The 24,482-nt window shown below is 66.4% G+C and carries 21 protein-coding genes; 11 read left to right on the top strand and 10 right to left on the bottom strand.

Going from position 1 to position 24,482, the window contains the following annotated elements; translation table 11 throughout:
- Nucleotides 1–9: 9 nt before the first annotated feature.
- Complete coding sequence (locus KAK88_RS04400; protein WP_242078028.1) at nt 10–936, bottom strand: hypothetical protein; 927 nt, start codon at nt 934–936, stop codon at nt 10–12.
- A gap of 129 nt (nt 937–1,065) precedes the next feature.
- Nucleotides 1,066–4,134, bottom strand: a complete 3,069-nt coding sequence (locus KAK88_RS04395; protein ID WP_242078027.1) for a DUF3857 domain-containing protein — start codon at nt 4,132–4,134, stop codon at nt 1,066–1,068.
- Nucleotides 4,135–4,765: 631 nt separating this feature from the next.
- On the opposite strand from KAK88_RS04395, the gene KAK88_RS04390 reads away from it, so the two are divergent.
- The 5 genes from KAK88_RS04390 to KAK88_RS04370 all read left to right on the top strand — a co-directional run bounded on the left by KAK88_RS04390 (nt 4,766) and on the right by KAK88_RS04370 (nt 11,738).
- On the top strand, nt 4,766–5,917 hold the full coding sequence (locus tag KAK88_RS04390) for an efflux RND transporter periplasmic adaptor subunit (RefSeq protein ID WP_242078026.1): 1,152 nt from the start codon (nt 4,766–4,768) through the stop codon (nt 5,915–5,917).
- 2 nt (nt 5,918–5,919) lie between these two features.
- Complete coding sequence (locus tag KAK88_RS04385; protein WP_242078025.1) at nt 5,920–9,081, top strand: efflux RND transporter permease subunit; 3,162 nt, start codon at nt 5,920–5,922, stop codon at nt 9,079–9,081.
- Between the two features lie 191 nt (nt 9,082–9,272).
- Nucleotides 9,273–10,265: a tRNA dihydrouridine(20/20a) synthase DusA gene (dusA, locus tag KAK88_RS04380; RefSeq protein ID WP_242078024.1), complete on the top strand. Its 993-nt coding sequence runs from the start codon at nt 9,273–9,275 to the stop codon at nt 10,263–10,265.
- 61 nt (nt 10,266–10,326) lie between these two features.
- A complete protein-coding gene (locus KAK88_RS04375) occupies nt 10,327–10,995 on the top strand; it encodes a hypothetical protein (protein WP_242078023.1) in 669 nt (222 codons plus the stop codon).
- A gap of 185 nt (nt 10,996–11,180) precedes the next feature.
- The gene (locus KAK88_RS04370; protein ID WP_039244236.1) at nt 11,181–11,738 is read left to right on the top strand and encodes a 3D domain-containing protein; all 558 of its coding nucleotides are present in this window, start codon (nt 11,181–11,183) and stop codon (nt 11,736–11,738) included.
- 74 nt (nt 11,739–11,812) lie between these two features.
- Here KAK88_RS04370 and KAK88_RS04365 read toward each other — a convergent pair whose 3' ends face one another.
- The 3 genes from KAK88_RS04365 to KAK88_RS04355 form a co-directional block, all read right to left on the bottom strand.
- Entirely contained in the window at nt 11,813–12,703 is an 891-nt protein-coding gene (locus tag KAK88_RS04365; RefSeq protein WP_242078022.1) for a hypothetical protein, read from the bottom strand.
- Nucleotides 12,704–12,786: 83 nt separating this feature from the next.
- Nucleotides 12,787–13,110 carry an Mpo1-like protein gene (locus KAK88_RS04360; RefSeq protein ID WP_242078021.1) on the bottom strand — a complete coding sequence of 108 codons (324 nt, stop codon included), beginning with the start codon at nt 13,108–13,110 and terminating at the stop codon, nt 12,787–12,789.
- 47 nt (nt 13,111–13,157) lie between these two features.
- Nucleotides 13,158–15,056 carry a DEAD/DEAH box helicase gene (locus KAK88_RS04355; RefSeq protein WP_242078020.1) on the bottom strand — a complete coding sequence of 633 codons (1,899 nt, stop codon included), beginning with the start codon at nt 15,054–15,056 and terminating at the stop codon, nt 13,158–13,160.
- Between the two features lie 206 nt (nt 15,057–15,262).
- Between KAK88_RS04355 and KAK88_RS04350 the strand changes: the two genes are divergently transcribed.
- Nucleotides 15,263–15,472 carry a flagellar basal body rod C-terminal domain-containing protein gene (locus KAK88_RS04350; RefSeq protein WP_242078019.1) on the top strand — a complete coding sequence of 70 codons (210 nt, stop codon included), beginning with the start codon at nt 15,263–15,265 and terminating at the stop codon, nt 15,470–15,472.
- Nucleotides 15,473–15,476: 4 nt separating this feature from the next.
- Here the strand turns inward: KAK88_RS04350 and KAK88_RS04345 are convergent, their stop codons facing one another.
- Nucleotides 15,477–16,160 (bottom strand): winged helix-turn-helix transcriptional regulator, encoded by a 684-nt coding sequence (locus KAK88_RS04345; RefSeq protein ID WP_242078018.1) that lies wholly within the window; start codon nt 16,158–16,160, stop codon nt 15,477–15,479.
- 58 nt (nt 16,161–16,218) lie between these two features.
- Between KAK88_RS04345 and KAK88_RS04340 the strand changes: the two genes are divergently transcribed.
- The 5 genes from KAK88_RS04340 (at nt 16,219) to KAK88_RS04320 (ending at nt 18,912) form a co-directional block, all read left to right on the top strand.
- Entirely contained in the window at nt 16,219–16,662 is a 444-nt protein-coding gene (locus tag KAK88_RS04340) for a VOC family protein (protein WP_242078017.1), read from the top strand.
- The gene (locus KAK88_RS04335; RefSeq protein WP_242078016.1) at nt 16,662–17,123 is read left to right on the top strand and encodes an SRPBCC family protein; all 462 of its coding nucleotides are present in this window, start codon (nt 16,662–16,664) and stop codon (nt 17,121–17,123) included. Before KAK88_RS04340 ends, KAK88_RS04335 begins: the two co-directional genes overlap by 1 nt.
- A complete protein-coding gene (locus tag KAK88_RS04330) occupies nt 17,120–17,602 on the top strand; it encodes a VOC family protein (RefSeq protein WP_242078015.1) in 483 nt (160 codons plus the stop codon). The genes KAK88_RS04335 and KAK88_RS04330 overlap by 4 nt, the downstream gene beginning before the upstream one ends.
- Nucleotides 17,603–17,624: 22 nt before the next feature.
- The gene (locus tag KAK88_RS04325; protein ID WP_153923756.1) at nt 17,625–17,978 is read left to right on the top strand and encodes a DUF1428 domain-containing protein; all 354 of its coding nucleotides are present in this window, start codon (nt 17,625–17,627) and stop codon (nt 17,976–17,978) included.
- Between the two features lie 67 nt (nt 17,979–18,045).
- Nucleotides 18,046–18,912, top strand: a complete 867-nt coding sequence (locus KAK88_RS04320) for a Ku protein (RefSeq protein WP_242078014.1) — start codon at nt 18,046–18,048, stop codon at nt 18,910–18,912.
- Here the strand turns inward: KAK88_RS04320 and ligD are convergent.
- From ligD to rpoD, 4 genes are read right to left on the bottom strand one after another with little or no spacing between them, the layout of a single operon-like run.
- Nucleotides 18,909–21,470 (bottom strand): DNA ligase D, encoded by a 2,562-nt coding sequence (ligD, locus tag KAK88_RS04315; RefSeq protein ID WP_242078013.1) that lies wholly within the window; start codon nt 21,468–21,470, stop codon nt 18,909–18,911. The genes KAK88_RS04320 and ligD overlap by 4 nt on opposite strands.
- A 34-nt stretch (nt 21,471–21,504) precedes the next feature.
- Nucleotides 21,505–22,248 (bottom strand): extensin family protein, encoded by a 744-nt coding sequence (locus tag KAK88_RS04310; protein ID WP_242078012.1) that lies wholly within the window; start codon nt 22,246–22,248, stop codon nt 21,505–21,507.
- A gap of 56 nt (nt 22,249–22,304) precedes the next feature.
- Nucleotides 22,305–22,484 (bottom strand): DUF2256 domain-containing protein, encoded by a 180-nt coding sequence (locus tag KAK88_RS04305; protein ID WP_242078011.1) that lies wholly within the window; start codon nt 22,482–22,484, stop codon nt 22,305–22,307.
- 49 nt (nt 22,485–22,533) lie between these two features.
- On the bottom strand, nt 22,534–24,480 hold the full coding sequence (rpoD, locus tag KAK88_RS04300; RefSeq protein ID WP_066623858.1) for an RNA polymerase sigma factor RpoD: 1,947 nt from the start codon (nt 24,478–24,480) through the stop codon (nt 22,534–22,536).
- Between the last annotated feature and the right edge of the window lie 2 nt (nt 24,481–24,482).

Below are 24,482 nucleotides of genomic sequence, written 5' to 3'. Positions count from 1 at the left end.
CCCGCGCGATCAGTCGAAGATCGAGGCCAGTTCCTCGGACCCGACGCCCTCCTTGGCCGAGCGCAGCTCGTAATACAGCGCCGCCACACCCGCCGATGCCACGACCCCGGACAGGATGTTGACGATGGGCTCGGTGATCAGATTGACGGCCAGGTTGGGTGTGCCGCCGGTCAGAGTCCCCCCGGTCGCCAGACTGAGACCGCCGATCGCCGCGCCGATGATCCAAGACAGGATCACATAGATCACCAGCAGGCCGAACACTTGCCAGCGATAACCCTTGGTCAACTCTCGGCTGCGCTGCAGGCTGGCGAAGACGCCGCGCTTCTCGACCACCACGGACGGAGCGCCGACCGACCACATGACCGCCAGGATGATGCCCGGCACGATCAACAACAAAAAGCCCAGCATCATCCCGATGGAGGCGACGATCGCCAGACCCAGCAGCGGCAGGAAGTTTTGAACCCCCACATTGAAGGCGTCGCCGAAAGCGGTCGTCTTGCCGTTGAAGCCGTTCACGGCTGCCTTCACCACCATGCCCTGCAAAAGATAAAGTCCGACGAAATTCAGCACTGCGCCAGCCATCATCATCAAGACGCCCGGTCCGAACTCTTCGCTCAACATCGCGCTTTGGCCATAGGCCGACAGAATGCTGGGCGCGCCGACCAGAAGCGCCGCTGAGCCGAAGAGAACGGCGGCGTTCTGCTTGATCGCGCCGAAGGTCCGCTGGATCACACGGCCAAGGTCGAACACCCCGCTGCCTCTTCCGCCGCCTGTCGCCGAGACGGTCACACTCGGCGGGCGCATGGCGATGATCTGCTGTGCGCGTCCGTCGGTCTCGGCGATGAAATCGACCCGCTGGCTGCGCTCCAGAACCGAGGGCGGCTGGACATCCTCCTTCGTGAACGAATAGCGCTCGCCGTCGTCGCCGAGGATCAAACCGAATCCGGTCGCCTCGTCGAACGTTTGAACCTCACCCCGCAAACCTGCCTCCCCTGCTGATGCGTCGCACGGTTGTAGAAGCTGCACCGCAGCCTCGCCAGCGCATTCGTTGAACCGTTGATCGGCTCAGCCCGCGCGCCGAACCTCAAGCATGGGCTCGTCCTCATCCGCGACGGTCGCATCCGCACGAAGCGCCTCCGCCATCATGGCCTCGCCCTCCTCGGCCTCCCCGATCTCACGGAGAAGTTTGCCCAGGCGATACTTAGCTCTTGGGTTGGACGGCTCGATCTCCGTCGCCCGACGGTAGGCGGCGACGGCGTCGGGCTTACGGTTCATCGTCTGGAGTAGAAACCCGCGTCGCATATGCAGGGCGACGTCGTCCGCGTTGTCCGTTATCGCCTTGTCGCACATGTCCAGAGCGACATCCCGACTCATCCTGAGCAATCGAGGCGACAGACACGCCTCGTCGGCGTCATCCAGCGAGAACCTGGTCAACTCCTTAAATCTTGCGCGGTCGGCTGTAGCCCCTCGCGTATCGTTGAGCTTGTCGCGGACGCTCGCGCGATCGATCAGCAGGGCGGGAAAATCGCTCTCGACGACAAGGGCGGCGGTCAGGACTGCCTCCGCCTTCGCCGGGTCCGACGTTTTCAGCTTGGAAGCTAGCGACTGCGCCATGACGATGAATATCTGGGTCTGGGCGTCGGGATGTCCGATCATTTGCGCCAGCTTTCCCGCCTGCTCATGCGCCGCATCAGCCCGTCCCATGCGCAACAACTGCGTCGCCAGCGCCGTGATGGCGGTCTCGTCTTGCGGTTGAAGCGTCACGATCCGCTCCAGATCGGCCAGAGCGCGGGCGGACTGTCCCATCCGTTCATAGGCTGCGGATCGGCGATAGAAGGCGTGCACATCCTCCGGCCACGACCGGATCGCGCCCGTGTAGGCCAGCACGGCTTCCAGATCATCCTGCTCGATCTCGGCGAGACGACCCTTGGCGTGGAACAGGATCGCGTCGTCCGCATCGACAGCCTCGGCCGCAGCAATGTCGGCGCGCGCCTTCTCAAGGTCATCGAGATCCAGATACGCGAGGGCGCGGTTGGCCAAGGCGTTGGCGTGCGGCGTCGGAAACTTTGCGATGGCCGCATCAAACTGCGCGATGGCGCCAAGAGGATCGCCCTGGTCATTGAGCGCATAGCCACGGCGAAGCGCGGCCTCGGGATCGTTGTCGGCGGTCGTCGTCAGCGTCTGACGATCTGAGGCCGTCAGCACGTAGCTTGACCGCAAACGCATCGTGGCCGTCAGATCCTTGAACCGGTCCATTTGGGCTTGTTCGGTTTCGACTTCCGCTGCGGTCGCATAGGGGCGCAAGGTGATGGAGCCGCGGTCGGTTTCCAGCCGGTTTCCGTCACGTTTGACCGTGCGGAAATAGCGGGTCGCGCCCGCCTCGACCTCATAGGGCTGGACCGAGAAGTCCACGTCGTTCTGTCCTTGGGGCAGGATGACCGTGGTGCGAAACGAACTGAACTGAGGGAAGTCCTTAACGTAATCAGCGTCCTTGAATAGAGGATCGGTATTCGGATCGAACCCCTGCCAAGAGACGTGGGCCAGGGGGATGTTGATCGGCGCGGCGGTCCAGTCGAAGACCATGCGCGCCGTGGCGCTGGCGACGAACTCATGCGTGTCCTCGCGGTACGCCCATTGGCTCTTGATATCGGACAGCTCGCCCTTTCCTTCGAGGAGCGCTTTCCATCGCTCATCGAACAGGCGTGTGACTTCAGCGGCCGGAGCCTGTGCGACGAGAGCCTGCATTTGGGCGGCGCTATTGCCGCGGTCGATGTCGGTAAGGGTAATGCGCGCTGGACTGTAGATGCCGTCGGAGAAATCAATCTCGAGCGCCATGGCGCTGATCGGACGGGCCGGAAGAGCGACGGGTACACGCTCCAGCCGCGCGCGCTCGATGATTGGCAGGATGAACTCGTGCACCAAGGGCACATCCGGCGTCAGGCTGCGATCGCCGATGCGCGCGCCGTCCAAGAGATAGATCTGACCGCCGATGCGCGCCTTGACGATCACATGATCGAACACGCTGACCATAGGTAAGTACTTGTCGAGCGGCATATTACTGGAAGACACCAAGGCCGGAACCGCGTCGATATCGAGCGCGCGCAGCAGCGCCACCAGCAGGACGGTCTTGCCTTTGCAGTCTCCTTGGCGGCCGGCCCACACTTCACTTGCAGAAGCCGGCAACCAGCCTCCCTCGCCCAGCGTCAGCGCCATATAGCGGACTTCGTCCTGAACCAGCCGCAACGCCGCCAACGCCCGCGCCTCGGGAGTGGCGTTTTCTGACCGGATGCGCGCGACGCGAGCAGCCAGATCCGCATCGGCGGGCATTTGAACCGCCTGATCAAAAGCAGGGCGGACATGATCGGTGACCGCACTCCATTGCGGCATGCTGCTGAGCTGCCACCCGTAATCCGGCAGAGCGCGAGGGGCGAGCGTGCTGGGATATGCCTCACCCTCCACGTCGGTGACGCGGTACGTCAGCACCTTGAAGTCGCTTTGCTGGGCGATTGGCGGAAGATCGGCATGTCGTCCGGCGCGGGTCTGCACCGCCATGGTCGAGGGCCAGCTGACTGTCGTCACGCCGAGATCGACCGGAAGGGGGGAGCGGGCGGATCCGGCGACTTCAAGTGGATTGTCGAACACGTCGAACCGGGTCTGCGTCGAGTATGCGAAGTCGATCGTGTCACCCACACGAATGTCTGGATTGATCAGAACCCCCGTCAGAATGCCCGTGATCTGCTGAGACTGTTCCAGCCCCGCCTCTCGGCGCAGGACCGTGAAGTCGGACTTGTCCAGCACGTCGATGATCTGACCGTCGCGGATGATGTGGACGTGGTGAACGATGGGCGTCTGCAGGGCGGGATTCCATTGCAGGCTCAATCGCGAAGCCTGTTGCAGTCCCAGTGGCGACAACACCTTCAGACGCATGTGCATATAGGCTTCCGAATGGTCTCCGAAAGCTCGCACGTGGTTTTCGACAACCTCGTAGCGAAGAGGCTGGGACGGATTATCTGGTCGATTGGACAGGTGCGGCTCTACCGCCGGAAGCCAGTCCGGCGCGGGCTGGCGCAAGATCGTCTCCCCCGCATACGCCGACGTGGCGAACAGCCAGGCCGACACGGCCAAAAAAGTCATCTCTCTGCGCAACGCAAATCCCTCCCCCGACGGATGTCACGATAGCTGACTAGCAGATGGCCGAGGCGAAAGAACAGCAGGATGTTTGCATGTCCAAACACGCGCGGCGTGTGGTGGGAGGGCAACCACCCCCACCTTATTGCGGCGAGGACTTTTCTCGACGGGGATGTTAAGACGGCCTCGGATGTTCAAAGCGCTGTCGGAAATGGTCCGTCGATTTGCCTTCGTTTGCACCCTGTTGCTGACGGCGGCCTTCGCCATGCCTGCGTTTGAAAGCCACGCCTGCGCGGCGGAAGCATCAGGCGGCGTCCAGGTGGTCGAGACGGTCGGCGGCGCTGATGGTCAGTGTCCTGACTGCGGCCCGGCGTGCGCCAACGGCTGCTGTCATGCGCCCCATTCCGCGATGTCCAGCGACCTCGCGACGCCGCGTTTCATCGCGGTCTTCGGCCAGCCTCAGGCGTGGAGCGACAGCGTCGCTTGCCCGCTCGGACGGCCTGACGGTCCCGAGCGCCCCCCAAGAGCCTGATCCTCGGCCGGACCTGGCGTCCGGCCCTTCCTGAGCCCTGCGCGTGGCGGAGACGTCGCGCATCCTGAACTCTGGGCCCGGCCCTGCGCCGGGCGAGGATCGATCATGATTTCGAAGACATACTGGCTGATGACCTGCGCGGCCGTGGTCGTCGCCCTGGGCGCGGGATTCGGCGCCGCGCGCATTCTGGACCGCCCGCCGGCGGAGGCCGAACACGCCGAGGCGGGCCACGCCGAAGACGAAGCCGCCAAGGCGGCCTTCGTCGCCCTGACGCCGCAGGAGGCCGCGCAAGCCGGGGTGTCGGTCGTCGCCGTGCAGCGCGGCGGCGGCGCCGAACTGAAACTGCCGGGCCGCGTCGCCTTTGCACCCGGCGCCGAGGCTGCGGTGGATGCGCCGCTGGGCGGCGCCGTGGTGCGCGTCCATGTCGGCCTGGGCGATCGCGTGGCGGCCGGTGCGCCGCTGATCACCGTGCGCAGTCCGGACGGCGCCGCCTCCCGCGCCGACGCCGACGCGGCGGGTGCGACGGTCCAGGCCGCGCGCGCCGCCGAACGGCGCGATCGCACCCTGTTCGAACAGGGCTGGGTCTCACAGGCGCGCCTGGACGTCACGGCCGCCGAGACCCGTCGTGCGGAGGCGCAACACCGCGCCGCCCGCGCCCGCGTCGGCGCATTCGGCGCGCCCGGAGCGGACGGGCTGACGGTGGTGCGCAGCCCCATCGCGGGCGTCGTCACCCGCCTGAGCGCGTCGCCGGGTCAGGTGCTGCACGAGGAGGCCTTGCAGGTCGCCGCCGTCACCGATCCCGGCCGTGTCGAACTGGTGTTCGAGGCGCCGCCCGCCGCCGCTGCGATCCTGAAGGTGGGCGACAGGCTGGAAAGCACGGTCGCCGGATCGCGCGTCATTTCCGGCGTCGTCGTCGCCATCGCCCCGGCCAATGCGAACGGGGTCGTCGTGGTTCGCGCCCGTCCTGCTGGTGAGACGCCCCCGGCGGGGTCGGTCGTCTCCGCCCGCGTTTCCGCCGGCGCAGCGTCAGGAACACCTGTCGTGCCGATCGACGCGGTGCAGACCATAGAGGGCGCGCCGTGCGTCTTCGTTCAGGAGGACGGCGGGTTCCGGGCGCGCCCGGTCGTGACCGGACGAACCTCGGACGGCCGGATAGAGATCGTGTCCGGCCTGACCGGGACCGAGCGTATCGCCGGCGTCGGCGCCTTCCTGCTCAAGGCCGAACTGGCCAAGGGCGAAGCCGAGCACGGACATTGATCATGCTGAACCGGATCATCGACGCCGCCGTGCGTTTCCGCTGGCTGGTCGTGGGACTGGCCGTCGTCCTGGCCGTCCTGGGGGCGCGCGAACTGTTGCATCTGCCCATCGACGCCGTGCCCGACATCACCAATCGACAGGTGCAGATCACCACCGTTGCGCCGGCGCTAGGACCGGAGGAGGTCGAACGCCAGGTCACCTTCCCGCTGGAGACGGCGCTGGCGGGGCTGCCGGGCCTGACCGAGACCCGCTCCCTGTCGCGGCATGGCTTCTCGCAGATCACGGCCGTCTTCACCGACGCGACCGACATCTATTTCGCCCGCAATCTGGTCAACGAACGACTGCAAGCCGCGCGCGAGGATTTGCCAGAGGGGCTCTCGCCCTCGATGGGACCGGTCGTGACCGGTCTGGGCGAGGTCTACATCTGGACGCTGGAACTGACCGGCCCCGCCGCGCGGCCTGGGGCGGTCTATGTCACGCCCGAGGGCGAACGCCTCGTCACCGATCAGGAGAAGGCCACCTATCTGCGTACGGTTCAGGACTGGCTGGTCGCGCCCCAGCTGAAGACGGCGCCCGGCGTCGCCGGCGTCGATGTGCTGGGCGGCTATGTGAAGGAATATGCGGTCCATCCCGACCCCAGCCGACTGGCTGCCTATGGCGTCGGCCTGGTGCAACTGGTCGAGGCGCTGGAGCACGCCAACCGCATCGCCGGCGCCGGATACGTCAATCGTGCGGGCGAGGCCTATATCGTGCGCACCGACGCCCGGCTGAAGAGCCTGAACGACCTCGCCCAGACGCCGATCCTGAACCGGGCCGGCCAGGTGATCCGCGTGTCCGACGTGGCCACGGTCGAGATCGGCCGCGCTCCCCGTTTGGGATCCGCCAGCGCCGACGGCCGTGAGACAGTGGTCGGCACGGCCCTGATGCTGCAGGGCGAGAACTCGCGCGAGGTGGCGCACCGCGTCGGCGAACGGCTGAAGGCCATTGCGCCCAGCCTGCCGCCCGGCGTGGTCCTCAAGCCGGAACTAGACCGCACCGAACTGGTCGAGGCGACCATCCGTACGGTGGAGCACAATCTGTTACTCGGCGCGCTGCTGGTCGTCGCCGTGCTGTTCTTCGCCCTGGGCAACGTGCGGGCGGCGATCATCACCGCCCTGGTCATTCCGCTCAGCTTCCTGTTCGCCGCCTCGGCGATGAACCGTTTCGGCATCAGCGCCAATCTGCTCAGCCTGGGCGCGCTGGACTTCGGCCTGATCGTCGACGGCGCTGTGGTGGTGATCGAGAACACCCTGCGGCGCCTGGGCCTGAAGCGGACGGAGACGGGTCGCCCGCTGACGACCGCCGAACGGCTGTCGGTCGCCGCCGCATCGGCCCGCGAAATGGCCCGGCCGGCGGCCTTCGGCCAGGCGATCATCCTGCTGGTCTATGCGCCTTTGCTGATGTTCGAGGGGGTCGAGGGCAAGATGTTCGGCCCGATGGCCGCCACCGTCATGCTGGCGCTCGCCGCCGCCTTCGTGCTCAGCTTCACCTTCGTGCCCGCCATGGCCGCCCTGTTGGTGCGCGAGCCCAAGGCCGATCATGAGGAGACGCGGCTGACCCGCGCGGCCAAGGCGCGTTACCAGCCGCTTCTCGCACACGCCATCGCCCGACCACGACGCGTCTTGGCCGGCGCGGGCGTCGCCTTGCTGGCCGGCGTGATCGCCTTTTTGACCCTGGGGCGGGAGTTCGTGCCGCAACTGGATGAGGGCGACGTGCTGGTCCAGGCCCTGCGCGTGCCCTCGACCTCGCTGGAACAGAGCCAGGCGATGCAGTTCCAAGTCGAACGCGCCTTGAAGGCCATGCCCGAGGTCGAGCGCGTCTTCACCCGCACCGGCACCGCCGAGGTCGCATCGGACCCCATGCCGCCGTCGATCTCGGACACCTTCGTCATCCTGAAAAATCGCCGCGACTGGCCCGATCCGCGACTGCCGAAAGCCGATCTGGTTGCCGACATGGAGGCGCGGCTCTCGACCCTACTGGGCAACAACTACGAGTTGACCCAGCCCATTGAAATGCGGTTCAACGAACTGATCGCGGGTGTGCGTTCGGATGTGGCGGTCATGGTCTATGGCGACGATTTCGCCGCCATGGAGCGCACGGCCCAGCAGGTGGCGCTCGTCCTGAACGGCATCGAAGGCGCGGCGGACGTGCGGGTCGAACAGGTTTCGGGTCAGCCGACCATCACCGCCAGCGTGGATCGCACGGTGGCGGCGGCGCAAGGGATCCATGCCTCCGACGCGGCGGACGCCCTGGCCATCGCCTTCGCCGGCCGCTCGGCTGGTCAGGTCAATGAGGGCGACCGGCGCTTCGATGTCGTCGTGCGGCTGGATGACGCCCTGCGCGCCGATCCGGCTGTCATGGAACAGCTGCCGGTCATGCCCGAGAACGCTCAGTCCGGGGCGCCGACCGTGCCCTTGTCCTCGGTCGCGCGTTTCGACGTCGGCGAAGGGCCGAACCAGATCAGCCGCGCCGACGGCAAGCGCCGCATGATTGTTCAGGCCAATGTCCGGGGACGCGACCTGGGCGGCTTCGTCGCCGAGGCGCAAGCCAAGGTCGCCAAACAGGTCCAGCCTCCGCCATCCGGCTGGATCGATTGGGGCGGTCAGTTCGAGAACCTGCAACGCGCCTCGGCCCGTCTGGCGCTGATCGTGCCGATCGTCTTCCTGACCATCGGCCTGCTGCTGGTAATGGCGCTGCGATCGTGGAAGGACGCGGCCCTGGTGTTCGCGGGCGTGCCGCTGGCCCTGATTGGCGGGGCGCTGGCGCTGGCGCTGCGCGGGATGCCGCTGTCGATCAGCGCGGCCGTCGGCTTCATCGCCGTCTCGGGCGTAGCGACGCTGAACGGCCTGGTGCTGATGCAGGCCATCCGCCAACGCCTGACCGAGGGCGACCCGCCGGCCAAGGCGGCGCTCTACGGCGCCGTCAGCCGTCTGCGCGCCGTCCTGACCACGGCCCTGGTCGCCGTCCTCGGCTTCGTGCCCATGGCGTTCGCCTCAGGCGCAGGCGCCGAGGTGCAAAAACCTCTGGCCACAGTCGTCATCGGCGGCCTGACCACCGCAACGGTCCTCACCCTGATCGTCCTGCCCGTGCTCGCGGCATGGAGAGCAGATGCGGTTCCCGACTGATCGACGGCGATTGAACAAGGCCTGCGTGACGCCGATCGACCCCAAGGCTCACGCAGGCTGCGCATTATCGCGTTTGAAGACGGTCTCGCCTATATAGCGCCTCTTCCTGATCGAGCACCCACGTCATCCGCCACTGTTTGATGCCTTCCACAATGTCGATAAATCAAGCACGCAAGCTGTCCATCGCTCCGATGATGGACTGGACCGATCGGCATTGCCGGGCGTTCCACAGGGCGCTGACGACCAAGGCGCTGCTGTATACCGAGATGGTGACGGCGCCGGCGGTGTTGCATGGGGATCGCGAGCGGCTGCTGGGGTTCGATGCTTTGGAGCATCCGGTGGCCTTGCAGCTGGGCGGGTCGGATCCGGCCCAGCTGGCCGAGGCCGCCAAGGTCGGCGAGGCGTTCGGCTATGACGAGATCAATCTGAACGTCGGTTGCCCGTCGGACCGGGTGCAGTCGGGTCGGTTTGGCGCCTGTCTGATGCGCGAGCCCGAGTTGGTGGCCGACTGTATGGCGGCGATCAAGGCGGCCGTCAGCGTGCCCGCGACCGTCAAATGCCGCATCGGCGTGGACGATCAGGATCCGGTCGTCAGCCTGTTCGCCACGGTGGACGCCTGCGCCGCCGTCGGGATCGAGGTCTTCGTTGTCCATGCGCGCAAGGCCTGGCTGAAGGGGCTGTCGCCCAAGGAGAACCGCGACGTGCCGCCGCTGGACTATGATCTGGTGCGCCGGCTGAAGCGCGAGCGGCCGCATCTGAACATCTCGATCAATGGCGGGATCTCCTCGATGGATGCGGCCGAGGCGCATCTGGCCGAGGTCGACGGCGTGAAGCTGGACGGGGTCATGCTGGGTCGCGCCGCCTATCACGAGCCGGCCATCCTGGGTCAGGCGGATCGGCGCCTGTATGGCGAGCCGGTCGAGGACACCGACGCCTTCGCCGCGCTGGCGCGCTATCGCCCCTACATGGCCGCGCGTCTGGAGGAGGGCGTCGCCCTGCCTGCCATGGCGCGGCATATGCTGGGCCTGATGCACGGCCGGCCGGGCGCGCGGGCGTTCCGTCGCATCCTGACGGTCGAGGCGATCAAGCCCGGCGCGGGCCTGGAGGTGCTGGACCGCGCTGTTGAGGCCGTGCGCGAGGCCGAGGCGAAGCGCGATGCGGCGCCAGGCGACTGGGCGGCGTAACCCAATTTTCAGAGCCGTCCGGCAAGGTTAAGAGAACCCTGCCGTTTCGGACCTGCACGCCATGAAGACCCTGCTGATCGCCGCCGTCATCGCGACCGCCCTGCCCGCCGCATCGGCCCTGGCGCAGGCTGACGGACGGTTCGCCGTCGGCGCCCAGGTCGGCACGCCGGGCGCAGGCCTTCAGGCCCAGTTCGCGCTGAGCCCGGTCGTGGTGTTGCGCGGCGGCTATGACGTGCTGAAATGGGATCGGGACCAGACCTACAAGGGCATCGATTACGACGCCAAGATCGACTTCAAGTCGCCGGGCGCCTTCGTGGACGTTCACCCGTTCCGAAACGGCTTTCTGATCTCGGGCGGGGCCTATTTCGGCGATCGCAAGGTCGATCTGGACGCCACACCCACCGGCAACGTCAATGTCGGCGGCGCGACCTTCACCCCGGCCCAGGTCGGGACGCTGACCGGCCGCATCGACCTAGAGAGCACCGCGCCCTTCGTCGGCCTGGGCTATGACAACACCTTCACGCGCGGCGGCAGGCTGGGCTTCCGCATCCTGGCCGGCGCGGCTTTCGGCGATGCGCCGCAAGTGAATCTGGACGCCCGCGGCGGGACCTTGTCGAACGATCCCACCTTCCGTGCGCGTCTGGATCAGGAAGAGCGTGAAGTTCAGGCCGAGGCCGATGATTATAAGGTCTTGCCGGTGCTTCAGGCGGGCCTGAACTTCAAGTTCTGACGTCCCGGGCGTCGTCCCCAGGTGCGAAGACTGGGGATAAATAGGTTATGAAAAACAGCGCGTTAACCTAGAAACAAATCGTAACAGACAGCGCCAAGGCTGGTTTCGCCACTTTTCCGCCACAGGTTAACGCGACAAGGCCAGCGCCGGCGGCGTTGGGAGCCGGTGTCTCCTGAGCGAAACTCATGATCGGCGCCTCCGCTGCTATCGCCATGCTTTGGGCTGCCGTATCGTCTGTGACGAGCGGGCCTGTCCCCTACAATGACGTCGTAGCGGCGGATCAAGTCAGGACTGAAACCCCTGCCGCCATCGTCGGTTCCGATGAAGTCGAGACCGCCCTGAACGCCGAACAGGCCGAGCTGATGGCCTCCGATCCCGACTGGCGCGCGTCGGCGCGCCTCTATCACGCAGGCGGCGGCGGCGCGACCGGCAACGATTCGCTGGGTTGCCGTCCGATCGCCATGCGCACCGTCGCGGTCGATCCCCGCGTGATCCCGCGCCGCACCAAGCTGTTCATCCGCGAAACGGTCGGCATGCGTCTGGCCGACGGTTCCATCCACGACGGCTACTGGTACGCCTCCGACACCGGCGGCGCGATCAAGGGCCAGAAGATCGACCTCTATACCGGCACCGGTCGCGGCTCGATGAACCAGGCGCAGCGCCTGAACATGCGCACCCTGACCATCGTAGATGCCGGCGATTTCGACGGTTGCCCCCCGGCCTGGACCACCGCTTCCAACTGATCCGGCCGATCATGAAAAACGCCGGCTGACCGCGATGGTCAGCCGGCGTTTTCGTGTCTGAAGCCTTGCGCCGATCAGTCCAGTTCGGACACTTCCAGCGTCGACTGCACCATCGAACCGTTATAGGTGCCGACCCAGATGTCATAGCGGCCGCTCTGCGGATTGGTGATCGTCACCTTCGGATCGACGCCGCCGGCGCCGTCGTCGTCGCAATAGAAGCGGCCGTTGGGCGTATTGATCAGCAGGGTCGTGTCTTCCGATGCGCGCACGCGGAAGGTCAGATCGGCGTCGCCGGGCTCGAAGAAGATCTGGATGTCGGGGGCCGAGCTGACCGAACCTTCGCAGCCCGACTTGGCGGCCGAGGCGGGCGAGGAGCCGCCGGCCAGGATCGACTTGGTCCAGGGGTCGGGCGTGAAGCCGCCGCGCAGATTGGCCGTGCCGTAGTTGGGTTCAAGGTCGATGTTGGGCGCCGCGCCAGCCGTCGTGTCGGCGCCGCCCAGTTCGCTGATCTGCAGCGTCGATTGGACCATGTTGTCGTTATAGGTGCCCAGCCAGATGTCGTAGCGACCGCTCTCGGGATTGGAGATGGTCACCATCGGGTCCAGGTCGCCGCCGCTGTCGTCGTCGCAATACCAGCGGCCGCCGGGGCTGTTGACCAGCAGCGTCGTGTCCTCGCTGGCGACCGCCTTGATGGTCAGGTCCAGATCCCCGGCTTCGAAGTTCAGTTGCAGGTCGGGCGCGGCGCTGACCTTGCCCTCGCAGCCCGACTGCGCGGCCGAGGCGGCGATCGAACCGCCCGCCAGAATGGACTTTGTCCAAGGATCGGGCGTGAAGCCGGTCTCCAGCCGCACCGAGCCGTAATTGGGGTCCAGGGTGAAGTCGGGCTTGGCCCCGCTCTTCTGGGCCAGGCTGACGCCAGGGGCGAGCAGCACGGACGCAGCGGCGAGGACGGCGATGGATTTCATGTTGCTCCCTCCAGCAGCAGCGGCGCCATGCCGCAGGCAGAGGTTAATCCGTTTCGCTGAACCGTGCAGCTTGAAATACGGTCTCAGAAGCGGCGCTTGCCCGTCACCGTCTCGAAGAACAGGCGAAAGTCGCCCATCAGGCTCCACAGCGGATATTTGAAGGTCGCGGGCCGGTTCTTTTCGAAGAAGAAATGCCCCACCCAGGCGAAGCCGTAGCCCAGCAGCGGCATGGCCAGCAGCCACCAGGCGTTCCGCGTCGCCACGAAGGCGGCGAAGGCCGAGATCACCAGAAAGGTGCCGACGACGTGGATGCGCCGGCACGTCCGGTTGGAATGCTCGTGGATGTAATAGGGATAGAAGGCCTCGAACGAGGCGTAACGGCCCTCAGGTGCGGACGGCGTGCTCATGGGCGGAGGTTGCGCCTCCGCCCACGATCAGGCAAGTGCCCGCAAGATCAGCCCTTGGGCTTGCCCTTGAAGCCGTCCTTCTTGAAGCCCGGCTTGGCCTTGAAGGGCTTCTTGGCATAGGGCTTGTCGCCCGAAGCGTTCGAGCGCGGGTTGGCGCCGCCGTCGTTCTTCGGCGCCCAGGGCTTCTTCTTGAACGGCGGGCGGGCGTCGCCCTCGCCGCCGTCGGCGCGCTTGTAGGGCGTCTTCTTGAAGGGACGGTCGCCGTCCTCGCGCGGCTTGCCGGCAAAGCGGCTGGCCTTCATCGAGCCGGGCGTCGGGGCTTCCGACGGGGTGATCTTCACCTCGTCCTTGGAGGCGGCCACGGCTTCGCGGAAAGCCTTCTCGTGGGTCTTGGCGACCTCGAAACGCGTCTCCTCGGGGAAGGTGCGGATGGCGCCGATCTGAGGCTTGGAAATGCCGCCGATGCGGCAGATCAGCGGGATCAGCCATTTGGGGTCGGCGTTCTTGTTGCGGCCCACGTTCAGACGGAACCAGACCACGTCGTCGGCGCCAAGGCGCTCGCCTGGCCAGGGTTGGGCCGCCGTGCCGTCATCATTGCGGACCATGCGGTCGCGCTTGGCCGGACCGCGATCCGAACCCGGATCGGACAGTTCTTCCGGCGCCGGCTGTTCCTTGCGCAGCAGACGCACCAGTGCGGCGGCGATCTCGTCGGGGGTGCGTTCGGCGATCATCCGCTTGGCGACGACCATGTCCTCGTCGGAGACCTCGGCCTCGAAGTGCGACGGCGACAGCAGACGGTCCTCGTCGGCCTTGCGGATCTCGTCGAAGGTCGGGGCGCCGGTCCAGACGGCGTCGACGCCGGCCTCGTCCATCAGGCGCTCGGCCTTGCGACGGCGCGAGTGCGGGACCAGCATGACCGAGATGCCCTTCTTGCCCGCCCGGCCCGTGCGGCCCGAGCGGTGCAGCAGGCCGGCGCGGTTCATCGGCAGTTCGGCGTGGATGACGAGACCCAGGTCCGGCAGGTCCAGACCGCGCGCGGCGACGTCGGTGGCGACGCAGACGCGGGCGCGGCCGTCCCGCAGCGACTGAAGCGCGTCGGTGCGCTCGCGCTGACCCATCTCGCCCGACAGGCTGACGGAAGAGAAGCCGCGCTCCAGCAGGGAGGATTGCAGGTGACGCACGCTGTCGCGCGTCGAGCAGAAGACCATGGCTCGCGGCGCCTCGAACCAGCGCAGGGTGTTGACCACCGCGTGCTCGATCTCGTTGGGCGCGATGCGATACGCGCGGTATTCGATGTCGGCGTGCTGGCGCGTCTTGTCGGTCGCATCGATGCGGACCGCGTCCTTCTGATAGCGTTTGGCCAGGGTGGCGATGTCGCGCGCGATGGTCGCCGAGAACAGCAGGGTGCGGCGTTCGGCCGGCGCCTGATCCAGGATGTGCTCCAGGTCCTCGCGGAAGCCCATGTCCAGCATCTCGTCGGCCTCATCGAGAACTGCGACCTTCAGCTCGGACAGGTCCAGATTGCCCCGGTCGATGTGGTCCTTCAGGCGGCCGGGGGTGCCGACGACGATGTGGACGCCGAAGCCCAGCGCGCGGGCTTCACGGCGCGCATCCATGCCGCCGACGCAGGTGGCGATCTTGGCGCCGGCGTCGGCGTACAGCCATTGCAGCTCGGCCGCGACCTGCATGGCCAGTTCCCGCGTCGGCGCGATGGCCAGGCACAGGGGCGCGCCGCCGGAGCCGAAGATCGGCTTGTCGCCCAGCAGGGTCGGCGCAGCGGCCAGACCAAAGGCCACGGTCTTGCCCGAGCCCGTCTGGGCCGAGACCAGCAGGTCGCGATCCGCATGCTCCGCCTCCAGCACGGCGGCCTGAACCGGAGTGGGTTCGGCGTAGCCCTTGTTGATCAGGGCGCGGTCGAGCGCGGGATGGACGGCGGGAAAGGGCATAGGAAACCTGGGACAACGGACAAGAGCGGTCGCCGAAACGACCGCGCCCGGCCGAGGTCAGACCTCAGGCCGGGCGAATGATGGCGCTCTATACATCAATAAGGGCGCAAGCGGGGCGGAAAACGCCGTTCACCCTGTTCCTTCAGGCGACGTTGACCTGAAAGACGCAGTCTGGCGATCGAACCCACCGCGTCCGGAGCTTCGCCATGCAAGCGCTTTCTATCGCCGCCGCCGGTATGACGACCGCGCAGAACCGGTTCGACAGCAGCGCGCGCCGCACCGCGACCGCGCCGTTGGACAATCTCGCCGAGGAAACCGTGGAGAGGATCCAGGCCAAGACCGCGTTCAGCGCCAACGCCGCCGTTCTGCGCACCGCCGACGACATGACCGGCACGCTGCTGGACATGCTGGCCTGAAGCCTCAGACCGGTGCCTTCTCAGGCAGGTTGAAGAAGCCGACGAAGCGGTCGAACACGGCCCGGTCGCCGGTCAGGGTCATCAGGCCGTCGGCCTCGAAGGCGGCGGGCGGGACCTTGCCGTAGACGCAGGCGGCGACCAGCGGCGGTTGGGTCGTCAGGACGACGTCGGCGGCGTCCGTGGGGCCGCGGCGGGTCGTGATCGTCCCGTTTTCGATCTGAACGACGAAGGGCTCGTCGCCGAAGACGAAGCCGACGCTCATCGCCGCGTCCCCGGCCAGGGCCGGGTCGAACATCGTCTCGAAAGACTGCATGATCGACACCGCGCTGATCGGCAGGGTCGGGTCGTGGCGAGGCGAGCGCGCGGCCCAGCCGCCCAGCACCATGAAGACCGGCTTGATCTCGTATCCCCAGGGCGTCAACTCATAGACCTGCACCGAGGCGGGCGGCGGCAGCTTGCGGCGGGTCACGACGCCCGAAGCCTCCAGCCCCTCCAGCCGCTGGGTCAGCACGTTTGCGGAAATGCCGTGCAGATCCTTTCGCAGATCACCGAACCGACGCGGCCCCATCATCAGTTCGCGGATCACCAGCAGTGCCCAGCGCTCGCCGATCAGGTCTAGCCCGTGCGCGGCGCCGCAGGCGTCGTGATATCGGCGACCAGCCCTTTCAGTTATCTTTTCTAACTTCATAGTTGACTATCGTAATCATCGGAGTCAGGTTTCGCAAATAACAAGCAGAGGAAACGCCGTGGCCCAGCTGATTTTCATCAACCTGCCGGTCGCCGACCTGCCCCGATCGATCGCCTTCCATGAGGCTGTCGGCGCGACCAGGAACCCGATGTTCAGCGACGACACGGCCGCCTGTATGGTGGTGTCGGACGTGATCCACGTCATGCTGCTGACCCACGACAAATGGCGCACCTTCACCGACCGCCAGATCCCCGACGCCCATGCCTCGGCCCAGGTTCTGCTGTGCCTGTCACGAGACAGCCGCGAGGCGGTCGACGCCGTCGTCGCCCAAGCGGGGGCCGCCGGCGGCAAGATCGATCCCAATGCGACCCAGGACTACGGCTTCATGTACGGCCGCAGCTATGCCGATCCGGACGGCCATATCTGGGAAGTTATGTGGATGGACCCGGCCGCCGTCGCCGCCGGTCCCGAAGCCTTCGCCGCCGACGCCATGGTGTCGTGATGGCCGACATCCGCGAACTGAGCATCAGCCGGCTGATCAAGGCCTCGCCGGAAACGGTGTGGAAGATCTACACCGAGCGCACCGGCGAATGGTTCTGCCCTCGCCCGTGGACCACGCCGGTCGTGGATTGGGACCTGCGCGTCGGCGGGCGGGCCAATGTCGAAATGGCTTCGCCCGAGGGCGAGCGGCATCCCTATTCCGGCGTCTTCCTGGAGGTGGTTCCGGGCCGCAAACTGGTCTCGACCGGGGCCTTCACTGAGGGCTGGGTTCCGCAGGCCGGCGACATGAACTTCGTGCGCATCGACACCTTCGAACCCGAGGCTCGCGGAACTCGCTACACCGCCACGGCCCGGCACTGGGACGAAAAAGCCGCCGAAACCCACAAGGCCATGGGCTTCGAACAGGGCTGGGGCGCGGTCGCCGATCAGCTGGCGGCGTTGGCGGAAGGTGACGCGGCATGACCGACAAGATCATTCCCTGCCTGTGGTTCGACGGCGACGCCGAAGCTGCGACCGCCTTTTATGTCAGCCTGCTGCCCGACAGCCGCATCACCGCCGTCAACCGTTCGCCGGTCGATACGCCCTCCGGCCCTGAAGGATCGGTGCTGACGGTGCAGTTCGTGCTAGCGGGTCGTGAGTATCTGGCGCTGAACGGCGGGCCGAACTTCCGCTTTACCGAGGCCGTCTCCTTCATGGTGATGACCGAGGATCAGGCCGAGACGGACCGGCTGTGGGACGCCCTGCTCGCCGACGGCGGCAGTGAGAACGCCTGCGGCTGGCTCAAGGACCGCTGGGGCCTGTCGTGGCAGATCACGCCCCGTCGCCTGATGGAGCTGACCACCGATCCGAACCCCGCGCGCGCCAAGGCCGCTATGCAGGCCATGATGGACATGATCAAGATCGACATCGCGGCGCTGGACCGCGCGGTCGCCGACGTTTGAATCCAGAAAGAGGAGACAACCGATGACCTATGTGACCGGCTTCCTGACCCCCGTGAAAACCGAGGACAAGGCGCGCTACGTCAAGTCCGCCCAGGCGTCCTGGCCTCTGTTCCAGAAATACGGCGCCCTGTCGCAGGTGGAGACCTGGGGCGAGGACGTACCGGACGGCACCCTGACCAGCTTTCCCATGGCGGTGAAGCTGCAGGAGGGCGAGGTCGTGGTCTTCTCTTGGGTCACCTGGCCCGACCGCGCCACAGCCGACGCCTGTTTCGGCAAGATGCAGGACGACCCCGACTTTGCGAACATGGACATGCCCTTCGACGGCAAGCGCATGATGTGGGGCGGTTTCAGCGTGGCCTTTGAAGGCAAGGCCTGAGTTCGGCGGCGGTCCGGTTCGAACGCAAATCGCCCTCACGCATTGTCAGGGATCGAGGAGAACCGACATGGCCGCCCGCCCCACCTGGCAAGGACATCTGAAGCTGTCGCTGGTCACCTGTCCGGTGGCCCTCTACACGGCGACGACCAGCACGAACGACGTGCGGTTTCACCTGATCAATCCCGACACCAACAATCGCATTCGCATGGTGCCGACCGATCCGGATGCCGGGCCTGTCGAGCGCAGCGATCTGGTGCGCGGCTATGAGGTGTCCAAGGACGAATACGTCCTGTTCGACGACGCCGACTTCGACAAGGTGAAGCTGGAAAGCACCAAGACCATTTCGATCGAGAAGTTCGTCGACGAGGACGACATCGACCGGCTGTATTGGGACGATCCGTTCTTCGTGGTCCCGGAAAAAGGCGCGGGCGTCGAAGCCTTCGCCGTCATTCGCGACGCCATGAAGAAACAGGGCAAGGTGGCGCTGGGCCAGCTGGTCCTGCGCGGTAAGGAGCGTCAACTGGCGCTGGAGGTCCGGGGCAAGGGGCTGATCGCCTACACCCTGCGCGCCCATGACGAGGTGCGCGATTCCGACGACTATTTCGACGACATTCCGACGGTGAAGGCCGATCCCGACATGGTCGAGATCGCCGCGCGCATCATCGGGCAGAAGGAGGCGGACTTCGACCCGACCGACTTCAAGGACGGCTACGACGACGCCCTGCGCGCGATGATCAAGGCCAAATCCAAGGGCGGCAAGGGCTTGGTCGATGTCGCCGAACCCGACGACACCAATGTCATCGACCTGATGGCCGCATTGCGAAACAGCCTGAAAGGGTCGGCGACGGGGACGAAGACGCCAGCCGCCAAGAAGGCCCCGGCAAAGAAGCCGGCGCCCAAGAAGACCGCAGCAAAGAAGAAGACTGCGGCCTAGACGCCCATTTTTTTCAGCGCCGATTTCAAACTGACCGCCGAGGCACGGAAATCGGCCCACGGATCGGGCTTCTTCAGCAAGGCTGAATAGGTCCAAAGGTTGAATGCGGCGGGGTCCAGCCCGGCCTTCACCTGCCCCCACGACAGCGGAAAAGCGATCCCCGCCCCGGGCCGGGCGCGCGGCGACCAGGGCGCGACCGCCGTCGCCATCCGCCCGTTGCGCAGATAGTCGATGAAGATCTTTCCGCCCCTCGCCTTCTTGGCCAGGGTCGTGGTGAACCGGTCCGGCGCCTCGGCGCGTATGGCCTCGGCCACCGCCTTGGCGAAGGCCTTGTTCTGATCCCAGGTCACGCGCGAGCGGGCGTCGGTCTTGATCGGCACCACGACGTGCAGCCCCTTGCCCCCGGTCGTCTTGACGAAGGCGGCCAGACCCAGCGCCTCGATCTTCGCCTTCACGACCTTGGACGCCGCGATGACGTCGGCGAAGTTCAGCCCCTCGTCCGGATCCAGGTCGAAGGTGATCTGCTCAGGGATTTCCGGCTGGCCTGGCGCACAGCCCCAGGGGTGCAGTTCCAGCCCGCCCGACTGGGCGATGGCGACCAGGCCGCCGACATCGACGGCGGCGACGTAAGGGGTGCGGGCCTTGACGTCGATCAGCTTCGGCCGAGGGTTCGACCCCGCCATGGCGTGCCGCTGGAAAAAGGTCTCGCCGCCGATCCCCTCGGGCGCGCGGATGATGGAGGTCGGCCGATCCGCCACATGGGGCAGGATCCGCTCGGCCGCCGCCTCGTAGTAGCGCGCCAGATCGGCCTTGGTGATCGCCGGCCGGTCGCCCACGGCGGGCCACAACACCTTGTCGGTGCTGGAGATGGTCACCCCCGCCACGACCACCTTGCCGGGCTTTCCGGCTGGTCGCACCGTGGTCGTGGTCTTCTTCGCGTCGCCCATGTCCGTGGGCGGTTGGGGCGCCTGGGTGACCTCGGCGGCCGCCTTGTCTTCACGCAAGCCCTTGAACGCCGCCTGCCGCAGCGAGCCGGATTCAGTATAGCCGCCGTGCTCCACCTCGGCGACCAGCACCGGCTTGACCCAATGGATGTCCTTGGCCGCCTTGGGCGCGGCCGCCCCGGCGAAGGGAGACTTCTGCGCCGCTACGCCCTTCAGCGCGGGAACAAGCGTCTTCGTCACCGCCTCGCCATAACCGGTCCCGACCCGGCCCAGATAGCGAAGGCCGCCCTTTTCCCTGACCCCGACCAGCAGAGAGCGGAACCGCGTGCCGCCCTCGGACGACCAACCGCCGATCACCACTTCATCGCGACCCCGGCATTTGGACTTCAGCCAGGTCGATGACCGCCCGGCGTGATAGGGGGCGTCCAGTTTCTTGGAAATCACGCCTTCCAGATCCATCCGGCAGGCGCTCTCCAGCACCGCCTGCCCGGTCGAGGCGAAATGCTCGACGTAGCGCAGCCGCCCAGCGGCCGCCTTTCCGATCCGGTCCACATAGGCCTGCAGCCGCGCCTTGCGATGCGACAGCGGCAGTTTGCGCAGATCCTCCGCCCCCTCGAACAACAGGTCGAAGGCGAAATAGACCAGGCCTTCCGTCTTCTCGTCCGAAATAGCGGCCTGCAACGCCCCGAAGTCCGGCATATGATCGTCGTCCAGCGCGCACAGTTCGCCGTCGATTACGGCGTCGGGCCAGGTCGCCGCATCCGCCGCGAGGTCCGAAAACTTGTCGCTCCAGTCCAGACCCTTGCGCGTCCGCAAGACCGCCCGACCGCCGCCGACACCGATCTGGAGGCGATAGCCGTCGAACTTGATCTCGTGCGCCCAGCCCGTCCCGACCGGCGGATGGTCGGTCACCTTGCACAGCTGGATCGGAACAAAGGCCGGCGGCTTCTTGGCCTTCGTCGCCGCTTTCGAGGGCTTGGGCTTGGCCGGACCTTTACGCCCTGTCGGCTTGGACGCCGTCCATTCCTTCGTCCCATCCGCGATCTCGGCCAGCGAACGGCCGGTCGTCACAGAGGCGTCGATTTCGGCGAGCGCATCGCCCTCGCCGGCCACCGCGAAGTCGTCCTTCTCCTTCAGCAGCAGCCAGTTGTTGCGTTTGGAGGGTTTGCCCCGATCGCTCTTCAGCCGGATCAGCGCCCATTTGCCCTTCAGCCGCTCGCCGTGAAGGACCATCTTGATCTGACCCTTGGCCCAGGCCGCCTCCAGGTCCGGCTCCTGCGGCTCCCATGTGCCGACGTCCCACATCTGCACCGTGCCGGCGCCGTAGTTGCCGTCGGGAATTGTGCCCTCGAACGAGCCATAATCCAGCGGATGATCCTCGACCTCGACCGCCAGACGCTTGACCGCCGTGTCGCGCGACGGCGCCTTGGTCACGGCCCAGGATTTCAGCACCCCGTCCGCCTCGATACGGAAATCATAGTGCAGACGCGTCGCCGCGTGGCGCTGGATCAGATAGCGGAAGCCGCCCTTCGCACGCCTGGCCTTGGCGCCCTTCGGCTCGGGCGTTTCGCCGAACCGGCGCTTGGCCTGATAGGTCTTCAGTTCACCGCGCATAGGGGCGTAATCCGCCCCGCGCCAAAGCGTTGCCTCAGCGGCAGAAGCGCGTGTCGGTCGCCTCAAGGTGCAGGTGGTCGTAGTGGACGGCGTTGTAGTCGGGGCTGAGCGTCGTCCCGAAGATGCGGCAGGCGTCGTCGCGGATACGCTTTAGGAAGCGCGCTTCGGGCGTGTCGCCGTTCCAGTCCCTGGTCACGGTGATGCGCCGCCCGTCCCTCAGCCGCACCCCGGTGAAATCCAGCGCCGCCGCCTGGGAATGGGCGCTGACGCGGTTGGAGCCCACGCCGTTGTTCACGTTGCGACAGGCGTAGGCCCCCATGTGGTCGATCTGCACGACGTCCGATCCCAGGATCTCGCGCGCCGCCGGCTCCAGCGACTGACGACGCCAGATGCTCAGCGCCAGCGCAGTCTGGCAGGTCATCTTCACATCACCCGGTGCCATGCGCGCCACCGTCCCCAGGTCGGCGCCCAGCACCCCGCCTTGATGTAGGCCACAGGTCGCTGTGTTCTGGCGGTCCGGCACGGGGCTGAAGCGCACGCGCGCGGCGTTCAACTCGGCCAGGCAACGGCCCAGATCGCCGCCTTCGCGCACGACCAGCGCCTGGGTCCCGCCGTCGATCATCCGGTCCACCAGCCCCCCGACCAGCGGCGCCTCGGTGCGCGACGGATACGGCGATGGCGGCCGCAACGGCTCAGGCGGCCGCCGCACGCAGCCGCTGAGGATCAGCAGAACGCCGAGGCCGATGAGAAAGGGAGAGACGCGCGACACGGAGAACATGGTCGCGACGCTTAGCTGATTCCCGCCGCCGCCGTGGTCACGAGGCCGAGAGCCGCCTACCGGCGCTCTTCGGACGCCCCCTTGGCCCGGCACCGATCCGAACAGAACCGCACCTGATCCCAGTCCCGCGCCCACTTCTTGCGCCAGGCGAACGGCAGGCCGCAGGCGACGCAGCGCTTTTGCGGCAGATCGGACTTGGCGGGCGCCGTGCCGAGATTGACGTGCTTTCGGGCCATGTCGCCTGCCAAGAAAAAGGGCGGCCCGTCGGAGCCGCCCTTGATCGTATCAGCTGTCCAGGAAGGACCGCAGTTTGCGCGACCGCGACGGGTGCTTCAGCTTGCGCAGCGCCTTGGCCTCGATCTGACGGATGCGTTCGCGGGTTACCGAGAACTGCTGGCCGACTTCTTCCAGCGTGTGGTCGGTGTTCATGCCGATGCCGAAACGCATCCGCAGCACTCGCTCCTCGCGCGGCGTCAGCGACGCGAGCACGCGGGTGGTGGTTTCGCGCAGGTTCGACTGGATGGCGGCGTCAATCGGCAGGACGGCGTTCTTGTCCTCGATGAAGTCGCCCAGGTGGCTGTCTTCCTCGTCACCGATCGGCGTTTCCAGCGAGATCGGCTCCTTGGCGATCTTCAGGACCTTGCGCACCTTCTCCAGCGGCATGGCCAGCTTTTCGGCCAACTCTTCCGGGGTCGGCTCGCGGCCGATCTCGTGCAGCATCTGGCGGCTGGTGCGGACGATCTTGTTGATCGTCTCGATCATGTGCACCGGGATACGGATGGTGCGCGCCTGGTCGGCGATCGAGCGGGTGATCGCCTGACGGATCCACCAGGTGGCGTAGGTCGAGAACTTGTAGCCGCGGCGGTACTCGAACTTGTCGACCGCCTTCATCAGGCCGATGTTGCCCTCCTGGATCAGGTCCAGGAACTGCAGGCCGCGGTTGGTGTATTTCTTGGCGATGGAGATCACGAGGCGCAGGTTGGCCTCGACCATTTCCTTCTTGGCCTGACGGGCTTCGCGTTCGCCCTTCTGCACCGTCTGGACGATGCGGCGATAGTCGTCGATCGGCAGGCCGGCTTCCAGCGCCACGGCGGCGACGTCGGAACGGATAGTCGCGATCTGGCTGGCTTCGTTCTCGCTGAACTTGGTCCAGCGCACGCCCTGATCCTTGATCCGGTCGGTCCAGGTGGGGTCGAGCTCCGAGCCGAAATAGGCCTTGAGGAACTCGGGCCGCGAAATGCCATAGCTATCGGCCAGGCGCAGCAGACGACCTTCCAGACCGATCAGGCGCTTGTTGATCGCATAGAGCTGCTCGACCAGCGCCTCGATGCGGTTGTTGTTCAGCTTCATCGTCTTCAGACGGTCCGAGATGGACGTCGTCAGCGCTTGATAGGCCTTTTCATCCTTGGCGCTCAGCACCTCGCCCTTCAGGCGGGTCTGAACCAGCTTGTCCTGCAGGGCGCGGAAGGCGCCGAAGTCCGCAGCGATGGCGTTCAGGACATCCATCACCCCGTCGCGCAGCTCGGCTTCCAGCGCCGAGATCGACATGCCGCCGCCATCGTCGAAGTCGTCGTCATCGTCGTCGTCGGACTCAGGCTTGTCCTCGGCGGCCGGCTTGTCCTCGGCCTCGTCTTCCTCTTCGCCTTCAGGCTGGGCGGCGCCCGGCAGGGACGACGGGTTCAGAACGCCATAGGTGGCGTCCAGGTCGATGACCTCGCGCAGCAGGATGCGGTTGTTTTCCAGCTCGTCGCGCCACACCATGATGGCCTCGAAGGTCAGGGCGCTTTCGCACAGACCCGAGATCATGGCGTCGCGGCCGGCCTCGATCCGCTTGGCGATGGCGATTTCGCCCTCGCGGCTCAGCAGTTCGACCGAACCCATCTCGCGCAGATACATGCGCACCGGGTCGTCGGTGCGGTCATAGGCGGACTTGGCGGGCGTTTCGGCGACGGCGGTGCCGGCGGCGGCGGCGACGTCGGTGGACTGCTGCTCCTGCGCGTCCTCCTCGGCCTCCACGACGTTGACGCCCATTTCGGACAGCATCGCCAGGGTGTCTTCAATGGCGTCGGGCGTGACCTCTTCGGACGGCAGGACCTTGTTCAGCTCCTCCATCGTCACATAGCCGCGCGCCTTGGCTTGCTTGATGAACTTCTTGACGCCGGCGTCTGTCAGATCGAGCAGGGGCCCATCGGTCGAAACCTCGGTGTCCTGCGTCTCGGTCTGTGCGTTCATAG

The organism is Brevundimonas diminuta (assembly GCF_022654015.1).
Classification (GTDB): domain Bacteria; phylum Pseudomonadota; class Alphaproteobacteria; order Caulobacterales; family Caulobacteraceae; genus Brevundimonas; species Brevundimonas diminuta_C.
The sequence above is the reverse complement of the archived record's forward strand: the minus strand, read 5'-3'. Positions and strand labels throughout refer to the sequence as shown.

What these genes read in the sequence shown, in the direction of transcription:
- KAK88_RS04395 (WP_242078027.1), bottom strand. Translation starts at nt 4,134, where the DNA reads ATGACTTTTTTGGCCGTGTCGGCCTGGCTGTTCGCCACGTCGGCGTAT.
- KAK88_RS04390 (WP_242078026.1), top strand. Translation starts at nt 4,766, where the DNA reads ATGATTTCGAAGACATACTGGCTGATGACCTGCGCGGCCGTGGTCGTC.
- KAK88_RS04385 (WP_242078025.1), top strand. Translation starts at nt 5,920, where the DNA reads ATGCTGAACCGGATCATCGACGCCGCCGTGCGTTTCCGCTGGCTGGTC.
- dusA (WP_242078024.1), top strand. Translation starts at nt 9,273, where the DNA reads ATGATGGACTGGACCGATCGGCATTGCCGGGCGTTCCACAGGGCGCTG.
- KAK88_RS04375 (WP_242078023.1), top strand. Translation starts at nt 10,327, where the DNA reads ATGAAGACCCTGCTGATCGCCGCCGTCATCGCGACCGCCCTGCCCGCC.
- KAK88_RS04370 (WP_039244236.1), top strand. Translation starts at nt 11,181, where the DNA reads ATGATCGGCGCCTCCGCTGCTATCGCCATGCTTTGGGCTGCCGTATCG.
- KAK88_RS04365 (WP_242078022.1), bottom strand. Translation starts at nt 12,703, where the DNA reads ATGAAATCCATCGCCGTCCTCGCCGCTGCGTCCGTGCTGCTCGCCCCT.
- KAK88_RS04360 (WP_242078021.1), bottom strand. Translation starts at nt 13,110, where the DNA reads ATGAGCACGCCGTCCGCACCTGAGGGCCGTTACGCCTCGTTCGAGGCC.
- KAK88_RS04355 (WP_242078020.1), bottom strand. Translation starts at nt 15,056, where the DNA reads ATGCCCTTTCCCGCCGTCCATCCCGCGCTCGACCGCGCCCTGATCAAC.
- KAK88_RS04350 (WP_242078019.1), top strand. Translation starts at nt 15,263, where the DNA reads ATGCAAGCGCTTTCTATCGCCGCCGCCGGTATGACGACCGCGCAGAAC.
- KAK88_RS04345 (WP_242078018.1), bottom strand. Translation starts at nt 16,160, where the DNA reads ATGAAGTTAGAAAAGATAACTGAAAGGGCTGGTCGCCGATATCACGAC.
- KAK88_RS04335 (WP_242078016.1), top strand. Translation starts at nt 16,662, where the DNA reads ATGGCCGACATCCGCGAACTGAGCATCAGCCGGCTGATCAAGGCCTCG.
- KAK88_RS04330 (WP_242078015.1), top strand. Translation starts at nt 17,120, where the DNA reads ATGACCGACAAGATCATTCCCTGCCTGTGGTTCGACGGCGACGCCGAA.
- KAK88_RS04325 (WP_153923756.1), top strand. Translation starts at nt 17,625, where the DNA reads ATGACCTATGTGACCGGCTTCCTGACCCCCGTGAAAACCGAGGACAAG.
- KAK88_RS04320 (WP_242078014.1), top strand. Translation starts at nt 18,046, where the DNA reads ATGGCCGCCCGCCCCACCTGGCAAGGACATCTGAAGCTGTCGCTGGTC.
- ligD (WP_242078013.1), bottom strand. Translation starts at nt 21,470, where the DNA reads ATGCGCGGTGAACTGAAGACCTATCAGGCCAAGCGCCGGTTCGGCGAA.
- KAK88_RS04310 (WP_242078012.1), bottom strand. Translation starts at nt 22,248, where the DNA reads ATGTTCTCCGTGTCGCGCGTCTCTCCCTTTCTCATCGGCCTCGGCGTT.
- KAK88_RS04305 (WP_242078011.1), bottom strand. Translation starts at nt 22,484, where the DNA reads ATGGCCCGAAAGCACGTCAATCTCGGCACGGCGCCCGCCAAGTCCGAT.
- rpoD (WP_066623858.1), bottom strand. Translation starts at nt 24,480, where the DNA reads ATGAACGCACAGACCGAGACGCAGGACACCGAGGTTTCGACCGATGGG.